Below are 22,529 nucleotides of genomic sequence, written 5' to 3'. Positions count from 1 at the left end.
GAATGCGCGAGGCGATGGAGGCATGGCTCTTCCTCAGCCCCACGCTGGCCGGCTTTCTCATCTTCTTCGCGGGACCGCTGGTCGCGGTCGTGTGGTACTCGCTGACGGAGTGGAACCTGCTGACCCAGCAGGCCACCTTCGTCGGCCTCGACAACTACGACGACGCGCTGTTCCGCAATCCGGACTTCTGGCACGTGGTGCGCAACTCCGTCGTGTTCGCGCTGGGGCTCGTGCCGCTGAACATGGCGCTGGCATTGATGCTGGCGCTCGCGCTGACCCGGCGTTTCCGGGGCGTGGTGTTCTTCCGCACCGTGTTCTTCGCACCCGTCGTCACCTCTGCCGTCGCCTGGGCGATCGTCTGGAAGTTCCTGCTTCAGGGAGAAGCGGGCTTCGTCAATCAGATGCTCGCCGGGGTCGGGATTTCGGGGCCGAACTGGTTGCGCGAGCCCGACTGGGCGATGGTGGCGGTGATCGTCACCCGCGTCATCAAGATGGTCGGGCTGAACATGATCCTCTATATCGCCGCCCTGCAGGCCATACCGCGCGACTACGAGGCGGCCGCGCAGCTCGAGGGCGCGTCGAACTGGCAGATATTCCGCATGATCATCTGGCCGCTTCTGGGGCCGACGACGCTCGTCATCATGGTCATCACGACGATCGGCTCGTTCAAGGTCTTCGACCACATCTACCTGATGACCGGCGGCGGCCCGGAGAACGGCACACTGGTGCTTGCCTTCTACATCTACCAGCAGGGCTTCCAGTTCTTCAATGTCGGCTATGCCTCGGCGCTGGCCATGATCATGTTCGTCATCGTTCTGGCGCTGACCGTCGTGCAACTCGCCTTGCGCAGGAAGGACACATGATCGGCTCCCTCACCCAAAGGCAGCGCCGGATCGTCAGCCAGCTCTGCTGGACGATCTCGCTTTCCATCGTCGCGATCCCCTTCGTGTTCCCGTTTCTGTGGATGATTTCCTCGGGCTTCAAGGGGCCGACGGAGATATTCGGGCAGCCGAGCCTGATCCCGCGCATGTGGCGCTGGCAGAACTTCCTCGACGTGTTTTCTTACCAGCCTTTCGCCCGGCAGTACTTCAATTCGCTCTACATCGCCGTGGCGGTGACGTTGCTGACGCTGCTCGTTTCGTCGCTTGCCGGCTACGCGCTGGCACGGCTGCGCTTTGCCGGCTCGGCTCTCGTGGGGCTTTTCCTCGTCTCGGCGCTGATGGTGCCCGACGAGGTGACCATCATCCCGAACTTCTTCCTCATGCGCTGGGCCGGCCTGATGGACACGCACGGGCCGCTGATCCTGCTGCCGGTGTTCGGCTCGCAGGGCATCGTCGGCACCTTCCTGATGCGCCAGTATTTCCTGGCGCTGCCGAAGGAGCTGGAAGAGGCCGGCAAGATGGACGGGCTGTCGCGCCTCGGCATCTGGTGGCGCATCGCGCTGCCGATGTCGCGCCCGGCGCTCGCCGCCGTCGCCATCATCACCTTCCTGAATTCGTGGAACCTGTTCCTCGAGCCGCTGATCTTCATCTCCTCGCTGGAGAAATTCACCCTGCCGCTCGCACTGTCGAACTTCACCGACCCGTACGGCGCGCCGCTGTGGCACCTGCAGCTCGCGGCCACCAGCCTCGCCGTCGTGCCGATCCTCATCGTCTATCTGATCGCCCAGCGCCAGATCATCGAGAGCTTCGCTCTCTCCGGCGTCAAGGGATGAGGCCGGTGCCGCTTGCCATAGTCAGTTACCCAGACCGCTTCCGGGAGACCCCATGTCCAGCCTGACCCTCCGCAACATCCAGAAGCGCTTCGGGCGTGTCGACGTGATCCGCGGCGTCGATCTCGATGTCGCAGACGGCGAGTTCATCGTCTTCGTCGGCCCGTCCGGCTGCGGCAAGTCCACGCTGCTGCGCATGGTGGCCGGGCTGGAGGATATCACCTCGGGCGAACTGCTTATCGGCAAGCGGGTGGTCAACGAGGTCCAGCCGGCAAAACGCGGCGTGGCGATGGTGTTCCAGTCCTATGCGCTCTACCCGCATCTCAACGTGCGCGACAACATGGGTTTCGGGCTGAAGGTGCGCAAGGTAGTCGCGGCCGAACGAGAGAAACGCATCGGCGAAGCGGCCGCGCTGCTCAAGCTCGACGCGCTGCTCGAACGCTTTCCACGCGAATTGTCGGGCGGCCAGCGCCAGCGCGTGGCCATCGGCCGCGCCATCGTCGGCAACCCCGACGTCTTCCTGTTCGACGAGCCGCTGTCCAATCTCGATGCCGAGTTGCGAGTTCACATGCGCTCCGAGATCGCGGCACTGCACAAGCGGCTCGGCAACACGATGATCTACGTCACCCACGATCAGATCGAGGCGATGACCCTGGCCGACCGGATCGTGGTCCTGCGCGACGGGCTGGTCGAGCAGGTCGGCTCGCCACGCGAACTCTACGAGCGGCCCGACAACCTGTTCGTGGCGCAGTTCATCGGCAGTCCCAAGATGAACATCCTGCCGGTTTCCTCCGCCGCCGCCCTCGGCCCTGCGCCGGAGAACGCAGCGAGCGTGGGCGTGCGGCCGGAACATCTGCGTATCGTGGCCCCGGGTGAAGGCGCGGTTTCGGGCAAGATGGCGATCGGCGAATACACCGGGGCATCTTCGTTGCTTCATGTCGGGCTGGACAACGGCGAGACGAGCCTCGTCGTGCACGAAGGCGACGCGCCCGAGCCGGATTCGCCTGTCGGCCTGACCGCCGCGGCACATCATCTGCACTTTTTCGACCAGCACGGTCGCGCCTGCCGCAAAACCAACTGACCGCCGCCGAGCCGGCGGCGATCCAAGGGCTGCTGGTTCCGTCAGCGCGAACTCAGGAAATCGATGATGGCGCGGCGTTCGTCTGCGTTGTTGAAGCGCTGGACCATGCGGGTACCGCGCACCGTTCCGGTGGGATTGGCGAGATAGGCGTCCAGCGTCTCCTCGGTCCAGGTGATGCCGGACTCCCTGAGTGCCGGCGAATAGTTGAACCCTTCGACGCCTCCGGCGGCGCGATCGACAATGCCCTGAAGATGCGGGCCGGGGCCGTTCCTCGTCGTCTCGATCTGATGGCAGGCGCCGCAGCGCTGCTGGAACAGCCTTTCTCCCGCCGCGGCATCGGCTTCCTGGGCAACGGACGCGTCCGTTGCCCAGGAGGCTGCGACAAGCGCCAAAGCGGCGAACGCGACCTTTCTCATCCTTCCGCGCCCTTCAGTTCGATCTTGGCAAGCGGCAGGCTGCGGATACGCTGGCCGGTCAGCACGGAAGCGGCATTGACGACGGCCGGCGGCACACCGGGCACGCCCGGCTCGCCGATACCGCCCATCGGCGCGCCGCTCTCGACGATGCGCACATGCACGCGCGGCATCTGATCGGGACGCAGGATCGGATAGCCGTCGAAATTGCGCGCCTGCGGTATGCCGTCGACATAGACGACTTCCTCCAGCAGCGCCGAGGACAGGCCGAGGGCGACCGCCGAGTTCACCTGCGCCTCGATCACGGCCGGATTGACGATGCTGCCCGGGTCGATCGCCACCCAAACGTCGTGAACTGCCACCTCGCCGTCTTGCAACGACACCTCCGCGATCGTGGCGACCTCGCTGCCGAAGGGCGAGGCCATGGCGACGCCGCGCGCACGCGTCGTGCCGTCCCCGGCGGTGAAGGGTCCGCGCTTCCAGCCGCCCGAAAGCTCGGCGACGGTCTCCAGCAAGGCCCTGTGCCGCGGGCTTTCGGCAAGCAGGCGATGCCGCAGCTCGTACGGGTCCTGCTGGCCGGCATCGGCCACCTCGTCGAAGAACGTCTCGTAGAAGAAGTCGTTCATCGAATGGCCGACCGAACGCCAGAAGCCGATGATCGCGGGATCGTCCACGGGAAGCTGCGCGACGCGCCGGTTGGCGATCGCGTAGACCTTGCCCGCCATTCCCTCGACGGCGGAACTGTCGGCCTGGTCGGCCGCGCGGCCGAACCAGCGTCCCGACGGGCCCTCGCCGATCGCGACCGCTTCCAGCGCGACAGGCAGCCCTTCGGCATCGAGGCCGGCGCGCAGACGTGCGACCCCCAGCGGGCGAACCGCGTCGCGAAGGAATTCCTCCTCGCGGCTCCAGATCAGCTTGACCGGCCGACCGACCGCCCTCGAGAGCTGGATGGCCTGCGGGTAGGGATTGGCGGTCTGGTAGAGGAAGTGCCGGCCAAAGAAGCCGCCCAGCATCGGCGAGTGGATGATGACCTTTTCCGGCTCGATGCCCGCAAGCTTCGCCGCGTCGGCCTGGAACATTTCCGGCGCCTGGTTGGGAATCCAGAGTTCCAGCGTTCCGTCGTCGTTCCAGCGCGCGATCGCCGATGGCGGTTCCAACTGGCCGTGCACGAGGTACGGCGCGTCGTACGTTGCCTCCACGACGCGAGCCGCGCCGGCAAAGGCCTCCGCAACATCGCCTTCCTGCTCGAACGCGATGCCGTCTCCCTCCGTGGACTTCAGCGTCTCCCTGCGCGTCTCGGACGAGAAATCGGCCGGCATGGCGCGCGGCGTGTCCGGCGCGGGGTCGGTCCAGGTCACCTGCAGCGTTTCCACGGCACGGCGGGCCCGCCACCAACTGTCGGCCACCACGGCAACGGCGCCCGGCAGCGTGTGGATGGAATGCACGCCCGGCATGGCCTGAACCTCCGCCTCGTTGGCGAGCGCTTCCGGCTCGCCGCCGAGACGCGGGCTGTGCTGGACGGCGGCATGAAGCATGCCGTCCACCCGAAGGTCGATCGCATATTGAGCGCGGCCCGTGGACTTGTCGCGCACGTCGAGCCGCGGCACGGGCTTGCCTATCCAGCGGAAGGTGTCGTTTGAGCGCAAAGTGACATTCTCGGGCACGGGCAGCCCGGCCGCCGCCTGCGCCAGTTCGCCATAGGCGAGATGGCGCCCGGACGCGGCATGGGTTACTCGCCCCGGTTCGGTCGACAGCTCCGCCGCCGGCGCGCTGAGCTGTTCGGATGCGGCCTGGAGCAGCATCTGTCGAGCGCTCGCACCCAGCCGCCGCATCGTTTCGTAGCTGGAACGGACGGACATGCTGCCGCCGGTGAAACGGCCGCCGCCGAGGAGAAGATAGTCCGGACCGGGAGGCGCGCTTTCAACGACGAAGTTCGCCGGATCGACATCCAGTTCCTCGCCGACGATCTGAGCCATCGCGGTGAATACGCCCTGGCCGCCTTCCATGAAGGCGCTGCGGAACAGTACGGTGCTATCCGGACGGATCTCCAGGAAGGCATCGATGCGCGTCCCGGGCGTGACGGCGCCGGCGGTCTGTGCCCTGGCGCGCCCGACCGGCAGCGTGACCGAAAGCACCAATGCCGCGGCACCGCCGAGGAAACCGCGACGCGAGACGTTGAGCGGCCCGTCCTCGCCCTGCGCGGGCCGTCCGCTCCGGATTGGGGTCATGTCGTTCATGGTGTCCTCCTCACGCCCGGGCGGCCTGCCGAACGGCGGCCGAGATCGCATTGTAGGTACCGCAGCGGCAGAGATTCACCATGGCGGCCGCGATGTCCTCATCGGTGGGCTGCGGGGTCTGCTTGAGGAGAGCCGTGGCGGCCATGACCTGGCCGGACTGGCAGTAACCGCATTGCGGCACCTGATTGGCGACCCACGCCTCGACGACCTTCTGGCCTTCGGAATCCTGCTCGATCGCCTCGATCGTCGTGACCGTCATGCCGACGATGCTATCCACCGTCGTCACGCAGGATCGGGTGGCCTGCCCGTCGATCAGCACCGTGCAAGCGCCGCACTGGGCAACGCCGCAACCATATTTCGTGCCGGTCATGCCCAACTCGTCACGCAACACCCAGAGCAGCGGAGTGTCGGGTTCGACATCGATCTGATGCGTCGATCCGTTGATGGTCAGTTCCATGGCCTTCTCCTTTTGGTTCGCGAGAGAGCCAACACGACTGGCTGCCGGCTCGTCGAACCTGCAGTGTAACCGCTTTCGGTGACAGGAATAGTGCCGCTAATTCGCTTGCATTGATCGACGGGGAACATAAATCTACCGCGACCAACGTGCTGGAGCGGAAATGGCCAGGGAAGATTTCAACGACCTCTTGTGGTTCCTGGCCGTGGCCGAGGAGAAGAGCTTCACGCGCGCGGCGGCGAAGCTGGGCATCACGCAGTCCACCCTCAGCCATACGATCAAGCGGCTGGAGACGCGGATGGGCATACGGCTGCTCACGCGCACGACCCGCAGCGTGGCGACGACCGAAGCCGGCGAGCGCCTCCGGCAATCCCTGGCGCCCCGTGTCGCGGAGATCGAGGCGGAGATCGCCTCGCTCATGGAGTTCCGCGACAAGCCGGCGGGAACCATCAGGTTGACGCTTTCGGACCATGCCTTCGAGAACCTCGTGTGGCCAAAGCTCCGGCCGAAGCTCGCGAACTATCCCGACATCAAATTGGAGTTCAGCATAGACAACGGCCTCCGCAACATCGTCGAGGACGGCTTCGACGCCGGCGTCCGACTGGGCGAAAGCGTCGAGAAGGACATGATCGCGATCCGGATCGGACCTGACTGGCGCCTGGTTGCAGTGGCCTCGCCCGGATACTTCACCGCCAATCCCGTGCCGGAGCATCCGCAGCAACTGATCGGACACAATTGCATGAGTCTGCGCCAGACGCGGGGCGGTGGGCTCTATGCCTGGGAGTTCGAGAAGGGCGATCAGGAGCTGCGTGTCAGGGTGGACGGGCAACTGACCTTTAACACGACCCTTGCAATGGTGGACGCCGCCTTGAGAGGATACGGCATCGCCTTTGTCCCCGAGGATCTTGTGGAGCAGCACGTCGCGGCGGGCGATCTCGTCCAGGTGCTGGGCGACTGGTGCCTGAAGTTTCCGGGATACTACATCTATTATCCAAGCCGCAGGCAGAGCTTGCCGGCCTTCAAGGTCATCGTCGATGCGCTCCGGCACGCGGAGCCGTGAGCCGCGAGCGCATCACCTTCCACCTGCCGAGTTGGCACGCTCAAACGGTAAGCAGCACCTTGATGGCGCGGCGCTCGTCCATGGCGCGGTAGCCTTCCGCGACTTCCGCCAGCGGCAGTTCGAGATCGAAGACCTTGCTGGGCTTGATCCTGCCCTCGATCACCCGGTCCATCAGATCCGGCAGGAAGCGCCGGACAGGCGCCGGGCCGCCGAGCAGGCGCTTCTGGCCGAAGAAAAGCTGCTGGCCGTCGAACTTGACGCCATGCGGAACGCCGACATAGCCGATCGTGCCGCCGGGGCGGGAACAGGCCAGGGCCTGGTCGAAGGATTCCATCGTGCCGACGCATTCCAGCACCGAATCCGCGCCGATGCCCTTGGTGAGATCCCTGACGCGCGCGATCCCCTCGTCGCCGCGCTCCGCGACGATGTCGGTCGCGCCGAAGTCGAGGGCGAGCTTCTGGCGGCTCTCGTGGCGGCTCATCGCGATGATGCGTTCGGCGCCCATCTCCTTGGCCGCGAGCACGCCCATCAGGCCGACCGCGCCGTCGCCGACCACGACGACGGTCGAACCTTCCCGAACCTCGGCCGCGTCGGCGGCGTACCAGCCGGTTCCCAGCACGTCCGACGCGGCCAGCAGATCTGGCACGAGATCGGCGGAAGGAACCTCGGCGGTGGCAACGAGCGTGCCGTCGGCCAGCGGCACGCGTGCGTAAGGCGCCTGCGCCCCGCTCATGAACTCGCGCTGCACGCAGGAGGACTGGAAACCGAACTGGCAGTGCGGGCAGGTGTTGTCGGAAATGCAGAAGGAGCCGACGACGAACTGACCCGGCCGGACCGTGCGGACCTCGCTGCCGACCTCGACCACGACGCCGCAATATTCGTGCCCCATATGCATCGCGCCGTCCATCGGCTGCAGCCCGCGATAGGGCCACAGGTCCGAGCCGCAGATGCAGGTGGCCGACAGCTTGATGATGGCGTCGGTCGGGTGAAGGATCTCGGGATCGGCGACTTCCTCGCAGCGTATGTCGCGCGGCCCGTGGAGAACGGTTGCAAGCATTGTTCTTTCCTTTCGTTCGATATGCGTTGGAAGGATTAGGCGCCGTATTCGGTGTCGGCGACGTGCTCCATCCAGTCGACGGCCTTGCCGTCCTTCATTTCCTGGATCGCGATGTGCGCCATCGCGGTCTCGGGCGAGGCTCCGTGCCAGTGCTTCTCGCCCGGCGCGAACCAGACGACGTCACCGGGCCGGATCTCCTCGATCGGGCCACCCGCGCGCTGCACCCGGCCGAGACCCGAAACGACGATGAGCGTCTGCCCGAGCGGATGCGTGTGCCATGCGGTTCGGGCGCCGGGTTCGAAGGTCACCTGCGCACCTTGCACGCGCTCCGTGTCGAACGGGTTGAAGAGCGGATCGATGCGGACCGTGCCCGTGAACCATGTTTCCGGGCCCTTGCCGGAGGGTCTGGAGCCTGCGCGAATGATTTCCATCGGAATCTCCTTTTTGCCTGTCAGATGCGCCCGATGCGAAGCGGGAACTCGCCCGGCCCGTGCAAGGCCTCGTGGCCTTCGTCCAAACGGCCGAGCCTGATCAGCCCGTGGGACCAGCGATAACCGGCGTAGAAAAGCGCCAGATTGCCCCATGGAGCATAGTAGCAGAAGTCGTATGGCAGTTCGTTGCCGAACGGCCCGCTGGCGTCTTCGTCGAGTTTTCGCGGGAGGTAAGCGATCTTTTCGTTGTTGCTGTAATCCTTGATCGTGAGATCGAGTGGCAGCATGGAGAAGAAATCCCGCGCCGACGGATTGTCGTAGAGAGTGGCGGTCATGACCCGGCCGTTGAACGTCATTCTGATCCGCATGTCGGTGGGCTCCTGGCTGGCCGGGTTATGGCCCTGCTGGCTGCGGGCAAAGCGCGGCAGGACGGCTGTCGCGAACGGCGTTCCAAGCAGTGCCCGGCGGTTGAGCAGTTTTACCGTCATGGCAAGAACTTTCGGGTTGCCCGCCATGCGGCGAGTGCCAGAAGCGACGAGCCGCAGAGAAGCGCCGCGCCGAACGCGAACGCGCCCCACCAGCCGATCGTGTCGAAGAGCATGCCACCTGTTGCCGCGCCGCCGGTGATGGCGAGCTGTATGGTGGCGACCTGCAGCCCACCGCCGGCCTCCGCGTCGTCGGGCAGCGTGCGGCTCAGCCAGGTTCCCCAGCCCACGGGCGCGGCGGTGCCGAAGAAGCCCCAGGCGAGGAGCAACAGGGAGACGGGAAAGGGCATCGATCCGAGGGCGATCAGCCCGACGGCGAGAACGGCCATGGCCAACGGAATCACCGTCAGGATGCTGAACAGCCGCGTGCGCAGCAGCCGACCGGCAATCCACGTGCCCGCAATCCCCGCCAAGCCCATGATCAGAAGGATTGCCGAGAATGCGGGGACGGTGAGACCCGTCACGCCCTCGAGGAACGGGCGCAGATAGGTGAAGAGCGTGAACTGGCCCATGAAGAAGAACAGAATGGAAGCCATGCCAAGCGCGACGGGCCGTCGGCCAAGCAGCGTCAGCAGGTTGCCGGACGCTTTTCTTCCACGCGGAGGAAGCGGCGGCAGCCTGATCCACTGCCAGATCAATGCCAGCACGCCGAGCGGCACGACGAGAAAGAAGGCGCCGCGCCAGCCGACATAGGCCCCGAGAAAACTGCCCAGGGGAGCGGCAATCGTCGCCGCTATGGCGTTGCCCGCGTTCAGCAAGGCGAGACCACGCGGGACTAGGTCTTCGGACAAAAGCCGCATGACGATCGAGGTCGACATGGACCAGAATCCACCGATCGCAACGCCGAGCATCGCCCGTCCGACCATGAGAAGGGTGTAGTTTGGGGCGAAGGTGACCACGAGGCCGGAAAGGATCAGGAGCACCGTGAAGCCGCTCACGACAACCTTGCGATCGATCCGGCGCGTGAGACCGGCGACCAGCAGGCTGGTGACCACGGCGAAGGCGCCCGAGATCGAAATGGCCTGGCCTGTCCTGCCCTCGGTGATGCCGAGATCCGCGGCGATCGGGGAGAGCAGGCTGACCGGCATGAACTCCGACGCGATCAGCACGGTGACGCACAGCGCCATCGAGAGCACCGCGCCCCATGCGGCGGCGTCATCGGCGAGCCGAGTGTCGTAAGTCGTTTCCATGGCGGGCATCCTGAAAAAGGGCCGGCGGCGTTTCGCACCGTCGGCCACTGCAATGCCCGGGAAAATAGCGGCCCAATGCCGATCGGATTAGATGGGCCAATCCACTTGGACTTATCGACCCCAGTCATGAATAGGGGCCGATAACGCCCGATTTCCGGCCAAGGGTCAGGACCAGCTCAGATCATGCTCCATCATGGGCGTCGAACGGACGCGCTTGCCGGTTGCGAAAAAGATCGCATTGGCGACCGCCGCCGGCGTCGGAGGGCCGCCCGGCTCGGCGACACCTCCCCACCAGCCGTCCTCCGACAGGGCGAAGTGCGTCTCGACTTCCGGCATCTGATCGATCCGCATCAGATTGTAGCTGTCGAAGTTCAGGTTGGTGAACCTGCCGCCCTCCAGCCGAAGCCCGCCATAAAGGGCGTGGCTGAGTTCCCAGCAGGCGGCGCCCTCCATCTGTTCGGCGCAGTTCAGCGGATTGATGATGTAGCCGCTGTTCATCACGAGCACGATCTTCTCGATCCGAAGCTCTCCGCCGCGGCTCACCGACACGGTTGCGCAGGCGCCGCAATACGAGCCGTGGTCCTCGACGACGGCGACGCCCACCCCTTCGCCGCGCGGCAGGTCCGTGGTGAAGCCGGCAACCTCCTTCAGCTTGGCGAGAACCCTCTGCCATGGCTCGAGGTCCCTGGTCATCTCGATACGCCATTCGAGCGGATCCCAGCCGCCGGCGAGCGCCATCTCGTCGACGAACTGCTCGATGATGAAACCGTTCTGGTTCGCGCCCGGAGCGCGATGGGTGGTGGTCGGAATGTGGGCGGCCACGTTGTGGCGCTCATGCCGCCGGTTGGCGACGCGATAGGGCATGGTGCCGATCGAATAGTCGGCGGTGGCTGGCCCATGCCTTGACGCGCCCTGGTACGTGAACCACGCGGCACGCGAGAAGAACGCCTCGGGAAGACCGTCCTCGCCGAGCGCGGCGGCCAGTCGCGTATAGTGGGGCGGTCGCTGCTTGTCCTGGCTGATATCCTCTTCACGCGTCCAGATGACCTTTGCCGGGCGACCGAGTTGTTCGGAGATCACCGCGGCCTGTCGCGTCACGGCGGTATTGCCGCCACCGTCGCCGCCGAAGGCGCCACCGATGAAGACGGTGTTCACGTGAACGTCCCGCCTGTCGCGACCGAGCTGATCGGCGACGATTTCGAGCGCGGTCGTCTGATCCTGCGTCGGAGACCACACCTCGACGCGTTCGTCGGTGACGCTCACCGTCGCGTTTATCGGCTCCATGCGGGCATGCGTCTCGTAGGGGCGATGATATTCCGCGCTCACCACCCGGTCGGACGAGGCAATGACGTCCAACGTATCGCCGCCTTCCTCGTGGCTGACTTCACCGGTCTCCTCCCAAAGCCGGCGCGCCTCCGCAGCCTGGGTTTCATCGCTGACCTCGCCTTCGGGACCAAAATCCCATTCGATCGTGATGAGATCCAGCGCGGTCTTGGCGCGGTACCAGCTATCGGCGACGACCGCGATCGCATCCTGCAGGTGGTTCGGACCCGTCCGGCCTTCCTCGGCCCGGAACTCGACGACCGCGACGACGCCGGGGCGATCCTTCGCCGCCTCCGCGTCATAGCCGACGAGGTGTCCCCAGGGGACAGGGCAGTTCTTGACCGCTGCGTAGACCATGCCGTCCAGACGCGTGTCGATGGCGTAGTGGGCACCGCCGTTCACCTTCACCGGCACGTCCAGCCTCGCGACCTCCGTCCCGAGAAGCCACCACTGGCCAGGCGCCCTGATCTCGGGCTCCCGATCAAGCGTCACCCCGGCCGCGGCCGTCGCGAACTCGGCGTAGGCACCGCTGCGGTCGCCTGCCGCAAGCGTGCCCTGGCGCGCCGTCACTTCCGACCGGTCGATGCCCCATGCTTCGGCGGCGGCCTGCTTCAGCCGCTCGCGGGCCGACGCGCCGGCCCGCATGATGTGCGGATGCTGCATGCGAACGAGCTGCGATCCGTGCGTGGTGGTGACAATATATTCCCTGCCGTCATTGACGTGGCGGTTCATGTCCGCAAACACGGCATGGACGCTTTCCCACGGCACGTCGAGCTCTTCGGCCACCATCATGGAAACGGCGGTGAGAGCCCCCTGCCCCTGTTCCGTGTGCGGCACGCGAATGGTCACCGCACCGTCGGCGTCGATCGTCAGCCACGCGTTGATCTCGACGCCGTCCGTGGGAACCGTCCATGGCCTGGGCGCGACGACGGCGGCTTCGACGCCCGGTATATGAAAGCCGAGCATCATGCCGCCTCCGACACCAAGCGCCGAGCGTATCAGCGTACGGCGCGAAATCCCGGTATCGATCAAGGTCATCTCTCCCTCCTCAGGCTTGCGAGAGTTCGGCCGCGCGATGGATCGCCCGCCGGATGCGCTGGTAGGTGCCGCAACGACAGAGATTGCCGGCCATCGCCGCGTCGATGTCGCTGTCGGAAGGGTTGGGCGTTTCCATCAGAAGCGCCACAGCCGCCATGATCTGGCCCGACTGGCAGTATCCGCATTGCGGGGCGGTGTGCTCGATCCAGGCGCGCTGGACCGGATGGCTGTTGTCTTCGGAAAGGCCCTCGATCGTGGTGACTTCGTATCCGACCGCACTGTCGACGCTGGTGACACAGGACCTCACCGCCTGACCGTCGATATGGACGGTGCACGCGCCGCACTGGGCGATGCCACAGCCGAATTTGGTGCCGGTCAAGCCAATGGTGTCGCGCAACACCCAGAGCAGCGGTGTCTCAGGCTCGACATCCACGTCATAGGCAGCGCCGTTTACGTTCAACCTGAATGCCATGCCGTCATCTCCCCTTCTCGTTCAAGAATGTGCAAGCAAAGTCGGCATTTGGCTTCGGCGTCCGGACAAGGCCACGATCATCAGGACATGAATGCCGATCGAACTCACGGTTGCAGCTTGAGACAGGTTGCCACCTTTTATGGCGGCTTCTTGGCCTGGTTCGGCAGCTCGCCACTTCGTTATCGAGATTTGATCGCCGTGCATGTGTCAGCGGGAAGTCGCGATAAAGACGATCGCGGCAGCACGGCAATGATAAGTCAACGCGAATGTATTGACTAACCGGTCAGTCATGCGGTAGTCGCTTCCCGACTGACGGCGCTCCAGGGAGGGGTCGAAAGGAGGGTGACACCGTCCAGAACCAGCGGGGGGTTACCTTCACTCAGGCATCAAATTCAAGCGGTGAGCCGCGAACATCCTCCGGCCGCCGGCCGCAGGAGATTGGAGTGGAGAAACGGGATGAGACATTTCAGCTACACATTATTGGCCGCGTTCTGCTTTGTGACCGGCGCATTCGCGGGGGATTATCCGGAGCGGGAGATCCGGTGGGTTGTTCCTTTCGGCGCGGGAAGCGTGACCGACCTTACCGCCAGAAAGCTGGCGGAAGTGCTTGGTCAGAAGCTTAACCAGCCGGTCATCATCGAAAACAAGCCCGGTGCCGGTGGCGTGGTAGGCACGAAAGAAGTGGCGATCGCCAAGGCCGACGGCTACACGATACTTTACGGCTCCTCGGGCCCTCTCGGCATTCTGCCGGCATTGGATCCCTCGAAACTGTCTTATGATCCCGTGGACGGTTTCGACCACATCCAGGGAATCACCCGCTCCAGCCAAATCATCGTGGCCCGTCCGGACGCGCCGTTCAATACGATCAGCGAGCTGGTGGAATATGCGAAGGAAAATCCAGGCAAGCTCAACTTCGGATCGCCCGGCGTTGGTACCGCGCAGCACCTTGCCGGCGAAGTCCTGAAATCGGCTACGGGTACCGACATCGTGCACGTACCTTACACGACCGGCACCAACCAGATGGTCGATCTGGCCGCGGGCGTCATCGATCTGTCCTTCGAATACGCCGCGGTGGTGAAGCCCTATGTCGAAGACGGCAAGATGAAGGTCCTCGGAACGACGAGCACCGAGCGCGCGCCCGCGTTCCCGGATGCGCAAACCGTCGTCGAGGCGGGTCACCCGAACGCGGTCAATTTCGGTTGGACCATTGCTTCACTTCCGAAAGGCGCGCCCGACGAGGTCAAGGCAAAGCTCGAAAAAGCCTTTCAGGAAACCCTTCACGACGAAGGCATTCAGGCGTTCTTCGCGGCCGACTCGCGGGAGGCCCTGAGCGATGTGAACCTCTCCAATGCCCAGGAATTCGTGCGTTCCGAGATCGACAAGTTTTCCAAGGTCTCCGCGAGCGTGAAGCAGTAGCCTGCCCCTGACGCAATTCGAATGAAAACGGCGGCCGCGCGATCGCCGCGGCCCCACCATTCCCGTTCCAGAGGAGACGTTCGTTGCTGAAACGAGAAAGCCTCGTCGGCACCATCTTTGTCGTGATCGCCGCCTTCTTTGCCTTCCATGCCTTGCAGTTGCAGGTGGGCACGGTCGGTCGGATGGGGCCCGGCTATTTCCCGCTCGTCATTGCGGCGGTCGTGGGTGGGATCGGCGCCGTCATTCTCGCCATGTCCCTGCTTGACGCGAGCGCAACGACGGTCGTGAAAAAGATCAACTGGTCGGGACTGCTCATCATAACTGCCAGCGTTCTGGCATTTGCCGCTCTGGTCATTCCGGCCGGACTGTTCGTGGCGACGATCATGCTCGTCTTCATTTCGGATCTGGCCTCGCCGGGACGCAACTGGCTGCGGACGCTGATCCTGGCCCTGGTGCTCTCGACCGCGGCGGCCCTGATCTTCGTCAAGGGCATCGGCATGCAGATGCCGCTCCTGCCGTCATTGGGGTGAAGGAATGGATATCCTCGCAAATATCCAGCTCGGTCTGGCGACGGCGCTGCAGCCGCAAAACCTGCTCTACGCGTTTATCGGCTGCTTCATGGGCACGTTGATCGGCGTTCTGCCCGGGCTCGGGCCGCTCGCGACGATTTCGATGCTGCTTCCGCTCACCTACGCGCTCGATCCGGCCGCGGCGCTCATCATGCTCGCGGGCATCTACTACGGCGCGCAATACGGCGGTTCGACGACCGCTATCATGGTCAATCTGCCGGGCGAGTCCTCGTCGGTGGTCACGGCAATCGACGGTTATCAACTCGCGCGCAAGGGCAAGGCCGGCACCGCGCTGGCAACGGCTGCATTGTCCTCCTTTCTGGCGGGAACAATCGCGACGATTTTCATCGCCGTCATGGCGAAGCCGCTTGCCGACGTCGCATTCAAGTTCGGGCCCAGCGAGTATTTCGCGCTGATGCTCGTCGGACTGATCCTGGCAACCGTACTCTCCAATGCGCGGCTGATCGAAAGCATCGGCATGGTCTTTCTGGGCGTGCTCGTGAGCACGGTGGGGATCGACGTCAACTCCGGTGACGAACGTTTCACTTTCGGTGTCACCGCGCTCTTCGACGGTTTCGATTTCGTGGTCATCGCCATGGCAATCTTCGGCTTCGCCGAAATCGTGAAGAATTTGCAGGAGAGCGAAGACGGCAAGGGAACCGCCACTCCCCGCATCACGCGGCTGATGCCTACCCTAAGCGAACTGAAGGCGATGGTAGGACCAGCCCTGCGGGGAACCGCGCTCGGCTCGCTGCTTGGCGTGCTGCCGGGCGGCGGCGCCGCAATCGCCTCCTTCGCCTCCTATTCGCTCGAAAAGAAGATGCCCAACAAGGGTGGCGAGGAATTCGGCAAGGGGGCGCTGGCAGGCATTGCGGGTCCGGAGGCCGCAAACAATGCCGCGGCGCAGACCTCCTTCATTCCGCTGCTCACGCTCGGCATGCCCTCGAACGCCGTGATGGCGCTGATGGTCGGCGCGATGATGATTCACGACATTCAGCCCGGCCCTCGGGTCATGACCGCCGACCCCGCGCTTTTCTGGGGCCTCATTGCCTCGATGTGGGCGGGAAATCTCATGCTGGTGGTGCTCAACCTTCCGCTCGTGGGGGTTTGGGTGAAGCTTCTGAGCGTGCCGTACAAGCTGCTCTATCCTTCGATCATGCTGCTGTGCTGCATTGGAGTGTATTCGCTGAAGAACGACAGCTTCGAGATCTATCTCGCGGCCTTCTTCTGTGTGGCGGGATATCTGCTCATAAGCCTCGATCTGCCAGCGCCACCATTGTTGCTGGGCTTCGTGCTTGGACCGATGCTGGAAGAGAATCTGCGACGCGCGCTGCTGATCTCGCGTGGGGACGTAAGCGTCTTGTTCGCGTCGAACATTTCGATAGCACTGTATCTGGTCGGCGCCATCGCGGTTCTGTTGATGGTTGCCCCCTCGATCCGCAGAAAGAGGGAGATCATCGCCGAAGACTGACCTCTTTCCGCCGAAGGGTGGCGGGCCGTCACGGTGTGAACTGCGTGGCTTGCAACGTCGACCGTGCAAGGAACACCTCGATCACCCGCGCCACCCTCCGGCTCCTGAACGAGGTTGCAGCGCGGGTTGCCCGGAACGATCGTCGGGCGGCCCGCGGGAACCGCGGGCCGATCAAACCCGGTTCCCGGGCGCCGGCCCCCGAACGGCGCCGGCAATTCCGCGATGCGCTGCATCGAAACGGCACGGTGAGCGGCAAAGACCGGAAGCGCCGGTACGGGCGGCGCTTCGATCAGGTCATTGAGGAAGGCAGAAGCTGGACGTTCGCAGGCCGGGCCGGAAGTGCGGATCAGGCGCCTGATTGCCTCAATTCTCCGAGGATCGCCTGCGCCCGATCGAGGCGAACATGGCCTCCGCCCCTCAGACGCGATACCACCATGTCGATTTCGGCGCCTTGCGCTCCAGCGGCGACGGCAACGTTGCGGGCATGAAGCGACATGTGCCCTTTTTGGATGCCCTCGGCCGCGAGCGCACGAAGCGCGCCGGTGTTCTGGGCGAGACCGACGGCAACGATGACCTCCGCCAGTTCCTGCGCGCCCTTGACGCCGAGCAGCTTGACGGCCGCCTGCGCGACCGGATGGGTCTTGGTGGCGCCGCCGACGAGGCCGACCGCCATGGGCAATTCCATCGTGCCGACGAGATTGCCCGCCGCGTCCTTCTCGTAGTGGGACAGCGACGTGTAGCGGCCGCTCGCGGCGGCGTGCGAATGCGCGCCCGCTTCCACCGCGCGCGTGTCGTTGCCGGTCGCCAGCACCACGGCTGTAATGCCGTTCATGATGCCCTTGTTGTGGGTGGCCGCGCGATACGGGTCGGCTGCGGCGAAGGCATAGGCGTCGATAATGCCGTCGACGACGTCCGGGCCGCCGAGGGTCTGGCTGTCGTAGGTGGCACGCACGCGGGCCAGCCGCAGGTCCGCCTTGTTGGAAAGGATGCGCAGGCGCACGCGGGCGCCGGCGATCTCCGAGACGAGCGGAGCCAGCGCTTCCGCCATCGTGTTGACCGCATTCGCTCCCATCGCGTCACGGACGTCAACGATCAGGTGAAGCACGACATAGGTCCGGCCATCGGCCTCGACGATGCGGACCTGGATGTCCTTCGCGCCGCCGCCGAGCTTCACCAACAGCGGGTCCTGCTCGTTGGCGAGCGCGAGCAGATCGCCACGCCGCTCGTAGAGCCTCAGACGTGCACCGTGCGGATCCTCGGCGCCGACGAGCTGGATCTGCGCGATCATGATCGGCTGGTCGCTCGACGTGTGGAAGCCGCCGTGGATGCGCGCGACGGAGGCCATGTTGCTCGCCGCCGCGACGACCGAGGGCTCCTCCGTTGCCATGGGGATCAGGTAGTCGCGTCCGTTGACGGTGAAATTTGCCGCGACGCCGAGCGGGATGGACAGGGTGCCCACCACGTTCTCGATCATCCGGTCGGCGATCTCCAGCATGCTGCCTTCCGTCGCCGCGAGGCTCGCGAGTTCGCTCGCGGGCAGCCCGGTGAGTTCGACGATTGCCTTGAAGCGATCCGGTGGCGAAAGCTTGTAGAATCCCGGAATGCGGCTGTTGACGGACATGAAGCGAGTCTCCCTGCAGTTCACTTTTTCGGGAAACTAGGTGGCACTGCGCCTTGAAGACAATGTGCAGGCATCACACCCTCAAGGTGCCTGCCTGTGGCTTCGTCACACGGGATGGCGCCCGCTCGCTAGACCGCCCGCCCAAGAGCGTGAAGGCGCAACGCGACATGGACTTCCAGCGTCTTGGAGGGATCGCTCCAATCCGGATTGATGTGGGAGATCGTGTCCAGGCGCTGGCGCATCGTGTTGACATGAATGCCAAGCATCTCGGCCGCTTTCTGGACGCTGCGCCCGGTATCCAGGTAGGTGAGGAGCGTGATGGCGAGCTGGCTCTTGCGCTTCTCGTCCTGCTCCACGAGCGGACCGATCGCACCGCGCAGGAACGAGGCGATCGCATCCTCGCCCTTGTTCTGGAACAACAGCCCGTAGATCGAAAGGCTCCGTTCAAAGGTCACCCGGCCCTGTTGGTTGAGGCCGCGGATGAGGCTGAGGCATCGCCGCAGCCCCTCGTATTCACCCGGCACCTTGTCGAAGCTGGCGATCGGATCGGAAATCACGATGGTGACCCGCTGTCCGAAGGCTTCGTCCAGCTTTTCCGATATGCGCTTCGCCAACCGCTCGGGGTCGGACGTATTCGTGACGATGGCAAGGTCGCCGTTGAACTCGGCTGAAATCGTGTCCCGGCCGGCAAGCGTGGAGCGCAGTGCCGAGGAAGCCTGCGCCGAGGTAATGGTCAGCAGTTCCACCAGGATCACGGTCACCGGCCACGAGAGGCTGATGCCCGGCGGCAGCCGCCGGGCGCTTTCTGGCGAAAACGGATCGGTGATCCCGCGCAACAGCGCCGAGACCGTATCGGCGACGTTGCGGTGAGCGATCTGGGCGATGCGATCGAGCGACAAAAGCACGATGCCGGTCGCGATTGCGCTACGCTCCACCGTGCGGGTTTCGGGCGGCGAAAGCGGCCGACTGCGCGTGAAGACGAGCGCCCCCAACCGCGCCGAGCCGCCGATGACCGCCGCGACCAGGGTGGTCCCGCCATCCGCCGACATCAGCGCGACGGAGCGGCCCAGGCGGTCGCTTTCCCGCATGGCCTTCGCGAGCTCGTCATCGGTCAGCGAATCGGGGACGCTGCCGGAGATGAGCGTGCTGCTCTCGTCGATGACGCCGGCTTGTCCCTTGAGGAGGTTGGAGACACGGTTGACGAGATCGTCGAGCGTGCCGCCGCGGGCGATCAGCTCGGTGAGCTGCTCGTGCGCCACCGCGGCCTGCTCGATGTCGTCAGCCTTGGCCCTCAAGGCCGAGTTGGCGTCCTTGGCCAGGAGAAGCGCGCGCTGCGCCTCTTCGAGCAGCCTTGCATTGTCGATGGCGAGAGCGGCGAAAGTGCCGAGCGACGAAAGAACCGCCATCTCCTGAGGCGTGTATGACCGGACGTAACGATCGCCGACGAAGAGCACGCCCATGACGTAGGCTTCGAGCTCGAGGGGAATGCCGAGGATCGAGACGATGCCCTCGCCGCTGATCGCCCGATCGATGCCCATGTCGTGATCGAAGTTGCGGTCGGCGGAGTAGTTGTTCGAGTAGAAGGGCCGGCGTGTGCGGGCCACGCTTCCGCAGACGCCGATGTTGCGTGGAACGCGGATGCGGCCGAAATCCTGGGACATGACGCCCTCGGTCACGCGCACATAGAAGTCGCCATGTTCCTCATCCGCGGCCGACAGATAGGCGATGTCGCTGCCGACAAGCTGTCGGGCGCGCCGCACGATCGCCTGCAGGATCTGGTCGGTGTCGCGAAGCGCCGACAGGTCTCGCGCCGTCTCGTAGAGCGCCGAGAGCTCGACCTCGCGCTTGCGTTTCAGCTCGAAATTCTCGCGCAGCCGCAGCGCGGTGGCCATCGCGTCGCCCATGGAATCCGCGGCGACCTCGTCGCGCGCCAGGCCCTTTGCCGCATTGGCCAGTTGCTCGAAGCTGGAAAGCGGCGCCATGCCGTCGAGAAGCTCCAGCAGGCGCCGGTAGTAGAGCGCGACCTCCAGGCTTCCGTTCGCCTGATGACCGATCGGCACGATGTCGGCTTGGCGCGACATGCATTCTCCCACACTGGCGGCCTGTTTCACGTTCTGACGTAGCCCTAGCCGGACTGACACAGTTGCGTCCTTACGAGAATGTATTAATGGCACATAAGTTCACGCAACTCATGTGACTATTTAACATCTGTAGGAGGCGAGCATCCGGTTATGTGTCGCCTCAAAGGGAGCCGTGAGATGCAAAACAGCGTGCGTATCGTGGAGGTAGGGCCGCGGGACGGCCTTCAGAACGAGAAGGTCGCTGTATCCGTCGCGACGAAGCTCGAACTGATCGCGCGCCTCGTCAATGCCGGGCTCACCGCGATCGAGGTCGGCAGCTTCGTGTCGCCAAAGCGTGTCCCCCAGATGGCCGACACCCACCAGGTCGTCAGGCATCTGTCGCTGGACGGACCGACCCGCTACCCCGTCCTGGTGCCCAACGAGCAGGGCATGACGGCCGCGATCGCCGCCGGCGTCAGGGAAGTCGCCATTTTCGCCTCCGCTTCCGAGACGTTCTCGCACAAGAACATCAACTGCTCGATCGCCGACAGCATCGAGCGGTTCCGCCCCGTGATCGATATGGCCAAGGCCAAGGACGTCGCTGTGCGCGGGTATGTCTCCTGCGTGCTCGGCTGCCCGTACGAAGGCGCGGTCGCCGTCGATTCCGTCGTTTCGGTCTCGCGCAGGCTCGCGGACCTCGGCTGTTACGAAATCTCGCTGGGCGACACGATCGGCATCGGCACGCCCCGGCAGGCGCAGGAGGTCGCACGCGCGGTCGCCGGCGAAATCGACGTCGCCATGCTGGCCCTCCATTTCCACGACACGCGCGGCCAGGCGCTGGCCAACATCCTCGCCTGCCTCGAGGAAGGTATCTCGGTCGTCGACAGCGCCGTCGCCGGGCTCGGCGGCTGCCCCTACGCGCCGGGCGCGGCCGGAAACGTCTCGACCGAAGACCTTCTCTTCATGCTGCACGGAATGGGGATAAGCACCGGGGTCGATCTCGACCGGGTCGTCGCGGCGGGGCATTTCATCACGACGGCCCTCGGCAGGCCGTCGGGCTCGAAAGTGGCGCAGTCGATGGGCGTTGATCCGGCGTCCCGCGCCCTGTGTGCCTGACCCACCATCACGATGCGAAGCGATATGGCGAAGGGACATTGCCAGCGTCGCGACGATCACCGAGAAATTTCCGAGGAGGAACAGAATGACAGAACAAGCTGCAGGATCCGAGACCGGCAACGGCTCCGGTCCGCTCAGCGGCGTCACCGTGCTCGACATCACGCGCGTGGTGGCGGGGCCGTTCTGCTCGATGCTGCTCGCCGAACTCGGCGCGACCGTCATCAAGGTCGAGCACCCGGACGACCCGGACTATGCCCGCGCCTTCCCGCCGATGGTGTCGAACGACGACGAGGAGTTCAGCGCCTTCTTCGCCCAGTTCAACCGCAACAAGCTGGGCATAACGCTCAACATGAAAACGGACGAAGGCAAGGCGCTGCTGCGCAAGCTCGTGCGCCGCGCGGACGTGCTGGTGGAGAACTTCAGGCCCGGCACGATGGACAAGTTGGGCCTTGGATACGATGTCCTCCGGCATGAAAACCCGCGCCTCGTCTACACCTGCATCAGCGGCTTCGGGCGAACCGGACCGAACGCCTCGCGCCCAGCCTACGACAATACCGGCCAGGCGGCCGGCGGCCTGTGGTCGATGAACGGCTATGCAGACCGGCCGCCGGTGCGCGTCGGCACCATCATCGGCGACCTCGCGGCGTCGCTCTACGCCGCGATCGGCACGCTCGCCGCGCTTCGCAAGGCCGAGCGCGACGGCGAAGGCCAGGTGGTCGACATTTCGCAGCAGGACTCGGTTCTGACGCTGACGGAGAACGCCGTCGTCCGCTACACGACGAAGGGCGAAGTGGCCTCGCCGCTGGGCAACGATCACCCCTTCGTGCGTCCCTACGGCTCGTTCCCCTGCAAGGACGGCTATGTTTTCTTTGGCGGCTACACGGACAAGTTCTGGAAGATCACCTGCGAGATGTTCGGCGAACCGGAGATCGCCAGCGATCCCGAGATCGACACGATGGAGAAGCGCTTCGATCCGCAGGTGGCGGAACGCCGGGTGAAGCCGATCCTGGCGCGCTGGTTCGGCAAGTACACAAAGGCGGAGCTCGAGGAGATGGCAGGCGACCGCGTGCCGCTCAGCGCCATCAAGACCATCGCCGAGGTGGTGGAGGATCCCCATATCGCCGCGCGCGAGATGATCGTGAACGTGCCGGTCGCGGGCAAGCTGGTGCGCATGTTCGGGCTTCCCATCAAGCTCTCCCAAGCGGCGAGCCATGTCCATGTCAAGGCACCCGATCCGGGCGAGCACAATGCGGACGTCTACGCCCGGCTCGCGGGCCTGACCGCGGAAGACGTCGCCGGCCTGGCGAAACGGGGAGTGATCTGA

At 64.9% G+C, this 22,529-nt stretch carries 20 protein-coding genes; 9 read left to right on the top strand and 11 right to left on the bottom strand.

The window, feature by feature from the left end:
* Positions 1-2 precede the first annotated feature (2 nt).
* The 3 genes from XW59_RS04125 to ugpC are packed head-to-tail and all read left to right on the top strand — an operon-like array spanning position 3 to position 2,792.
* The gene (locus XW59_RS04125) at positions 3-863 is read left to right on the top strand and encodes a sugar ABC transporter permease (RefSeq protein WP_047143504.1); all 861 of its coding nucleotides are present in this window, start codon (positions 3-5) and stop codon (positions 861-863) included.
* The gene (locus XW59_RS04120) at positions 860-1,714 is read left to right on the top strand and encodes a carbohydrate ABC transporter permease (protein WP_047143503.1); all 855 of its coding nucleotides are present in this window, start codon (positions 860-862) and stop codon (positions 1,712-1,714) included. Before XW59_RS04125 ends, XW59_RS04120 begins: the two co-directional genes overlap by 4 nt.
* Positions 1,715-1,766: 52 nt before the next feature.
* The gene (ugpC, locus tag XW59_RS04115; RefSeq protein WP_047143502.1) at positions 1,767-2,792 is read left to right on the top strand and encodes a sn-glycerol-3-phosphate ABC transporter ATP-binding protein UgpC; all 1,026 of its coding nucleotides are present in this window, start codon (positions 1,767-1,769) and stop codon (positions 2,790-2,792) included.
* Between the two features lie 41 nt (positions 2,793-2,833).
* On the opposite strand, the gene XW59_RS04110 is transcribed toward ugpC, so the two are convergent.
* From XW59_RS04110 to XW59_RS04100, 3 genes are read right to left on the bottom strand one after another with little or no spacing between them, the layout of a single operon-like run.
* Positions 2,834-3,208: a cytochrome c family protein gene (locus XW59_RS04110; RefSeq protein WP_047143501.1), complete on the bottom strand. Its 375-nt coding sequence runs from the start codon at positions 3,206-3,208 to the stop codon at positions 2,834-2,836.
* A complete protein-coding gene (locus XW59_RS04105; RefSeq protein ID WP_136067925.1) occupies positions 3,205-5,442 on the bottom strand; it encodes a xanthine dehydrogenase family protein molybdopterin-binding subunit in 2,238 nt (745 codons plus the stop codon). The genes XW59_RS04110 and XW59_RS04105 overlap by 4 nt, the downstream gene beginning before the upstream one ends.
* A 10-nt stretch (positions 5,443-5,452) precedes the next feature.
* Positions 5,453-5,899, bottom strand: coding sequence for a (2Fe-2S)-binding protein (locus tag XW59_RS04100; RefSeq protein ID WP_047143500.1), 447 nt, complete (start codon positions 5,897-5,899; stop codon positions 5,453-5,455).
* A gap of 160 nt (positions 5,900-6,059) precedes the next feature.
* Between XW59_RS04100 and XW59_RS04095 the strand changes: the two genes are divergently transcribed.
* The gene (locus XW59_RS04095) at positions 6,060-6,956 is read left to right on the top strand and encodes a LysR family transcriptional regulator (RefSeq protein WP_047143499.1); all 897 of its coding nucleotides are present in this window, start codon (positions 6,060-6,062) and stop codon (positions 6,954-6,956) included.
* Between the two features lie 40 nt (positions 6,957-6,996).
* Here the strand turns inward: XW59_RS04095 and XW59_RS04090 are convergent, their stop codons facing one another.
* From XW59_RS04090 to XW59_RS04065, 6 genes are all read right to left on the bottom strand, one after another.
* Positions 6,997-8,013: a zinc-dependent alcohol dehydrogenase family protein gene (locus XW59_RS04090; protein ID WP_047143498.1), complete on the bottom strand. Its 1,017-nt coding sequence runs from the start codon at positions 8,011-8,013 to the stop codon at positions 6,997-6,999.
* A gap of 35 nt (positions 8,014-8,048) precedes the next feature.
* Positions 8,049-8,444: a cupin domain-containing protein gene (locus XW59_RS04085; protein WP_047143497.1), complete on the bottom strand. Its 396-nt coding sequence runs from the start codon at positions 8,442-8,444 to the stop codon at positions 8,049-8,051.
* A 20-nt stretch (positions 8,445-8,464) separates the two neighbouring features.
* Entirely contained in the window at positions 8,465-8,959 is a 495-nt protein-coding gene (locus XW59_RS04080; RefSeq protein ID WP_047143496.1) for a cyclophilin-like fold protein, read from the bottom strand.
* A complete protein-coding gene (locus tag XW59_RS04075; RefSeq protein WP_047143866.1) occupies positions 8,929-10,119 on the bottom strand; it encodes an MFS transporter in 1,191 nt (396 codons plus the stop codon). Before XW59_RS04075 ends, XW59_RS04080 begins: the two co-directional genes overlap by 31 nt.
* Positions 10,120-10,284: 165 nt before the next feature.
* On the bottom strand, positions 10,285-12,480 hold the full coding sequence (locus XW59_RS04070; RefSeq protein ID WP_047143495.1) for a molybdopterin cofactor-binding domain-containing protein: 2,196 nt from the start codon (positions 12,478-12,480) through the stop codon (positions 10,285-10,287).
* 10 nt (positions 12,481-12,490) lie between these two features.
* Positions 12,491-12,952 carry a (2Fe-2S)-binding protein gene (locus tag XW59_RS04065; RefSeq protein WP_047143494.1) on the bottom strand — a complete coding sequence of 154 codons (462 nt, stop codon included), beginning with the start codon at positions 12,950-12,952 and terminating at the stop codon, positions 12,491-12,493.
* Positions 12,953-13,408: 456 nt separating this feature from the next.
* Between XW59_RS04065 and XW59_RS04060 the strand changes: the two genes are divergently transcribed.
* From XW59_RS04060 to XW59_RS04050, 3 genes are all read left to right on the top strand, one after another.
* Positions 13,409-14,368: a tripartite tricarboxylate transporter substrate binding protein gene (locus XW59_RS04060; RefSeq protein WP_047143493.1), complete on the top strand. Its 960-nt coding sequence runs from the start codon at positions 13,409-13,411 to the stop codon at positions 14,366-14,368.
* Between the two features lie 83 nt (positions 14,369-14,451).
* A complete protein-coding gene (locus XW59_RS04055; protein WP_047143492.1) occupies positions 14,452-14,898 on the top strand; it encodes a tripartite tricarboxylate transporter TctB family protein in 447 nt (148 codons plus the stop codon).
* 4 nt (positions 14,899-14,902) lie between these two features.
* Positions 14,903-16,408: a tripartite tricarboxylate transporter permease gene (locus XW59_RS04050; protein ID WP_047143491.1), complete on the top strand. Its 1,506-nt coding sequence runs from the start codon at positions 14,903-14,905 to the stop codon at positions 16,406-16,408.
* A gap of 346 nt (positions 16,409-16,754) precedes the next feature.
* Here XW59_RS04050 and XW59_RS04045 read toward each other — a convergent pair whose 3' ends face one another.
* Together XW59_RS04045 and XW59_RS04040 are read right to left on the bottom strand one after the other, a co-directional pair.
* The gene (locus tag XW59_RS04045; protein ID WP_047143490.1) at positions 16,755-18,029 is read right to left on the bottom strand and encodes a hydroxymethylglutaryl-CoA reductase, degradative; all 1,275 of its coding nucleotides are present in this window, start codon (positions 18,027-18,029) and stop codon (positions 16,755-16,757) included.
* 128 nt (positions 18,030-18,157) lie between these two features.
* Positions 18,158-20,110, bottom strand: a complete 1,953-nt coding sequence (locus XW59_RS04040; protein WP_047143489.1) for a GAF domain-containing protein — start codon at positions 20,108-20,110, stop codon at positions 18,158-18,160.
* A 177-nt stretch (positions 20,111-20,287) separates the two neighbouring features.
* On the opposite strand from XW59_RS04040, the gene XW59_RS04035 reads away from it, so the two are divergent.
* A complete protein-coding gene (locus XW59_RS04035; RefSeq protein ID WP_047143488.1) occupies positions 20,288-21,205 on the top strand; it encodes a hydroxymethylglutaryl-CoA lyase in 918 nt (305 codons plus the stop codon).
* An 85-nt stretch (positions 21,206-21,290) separates the two neighbouring features.
* A complete protein-coding gene (locus XW59_RS04030) occupies positions 21,291-22,529 on the top strand; it encodes a CaiB/BaiF CoA-transferase family protein (protein ID WP_047143487.1) in 1,239 nt (412 codons plus the stop codon).

This window comes from Aquamicrobium sp. LC103 (assembly GCF_001014615.2).
Classification (GTDB): domain Bacteria; phylum Pseudomonadota; class Alphaproteobacteria; order Rhizobiales; family Rhizobiaceae; genus LBCQ02.
The sequence above is the reverse complement of the archived record's forward strand: the minus strand, read 5'-3'. Positions and strand labels throughout refer to the sequence as shown.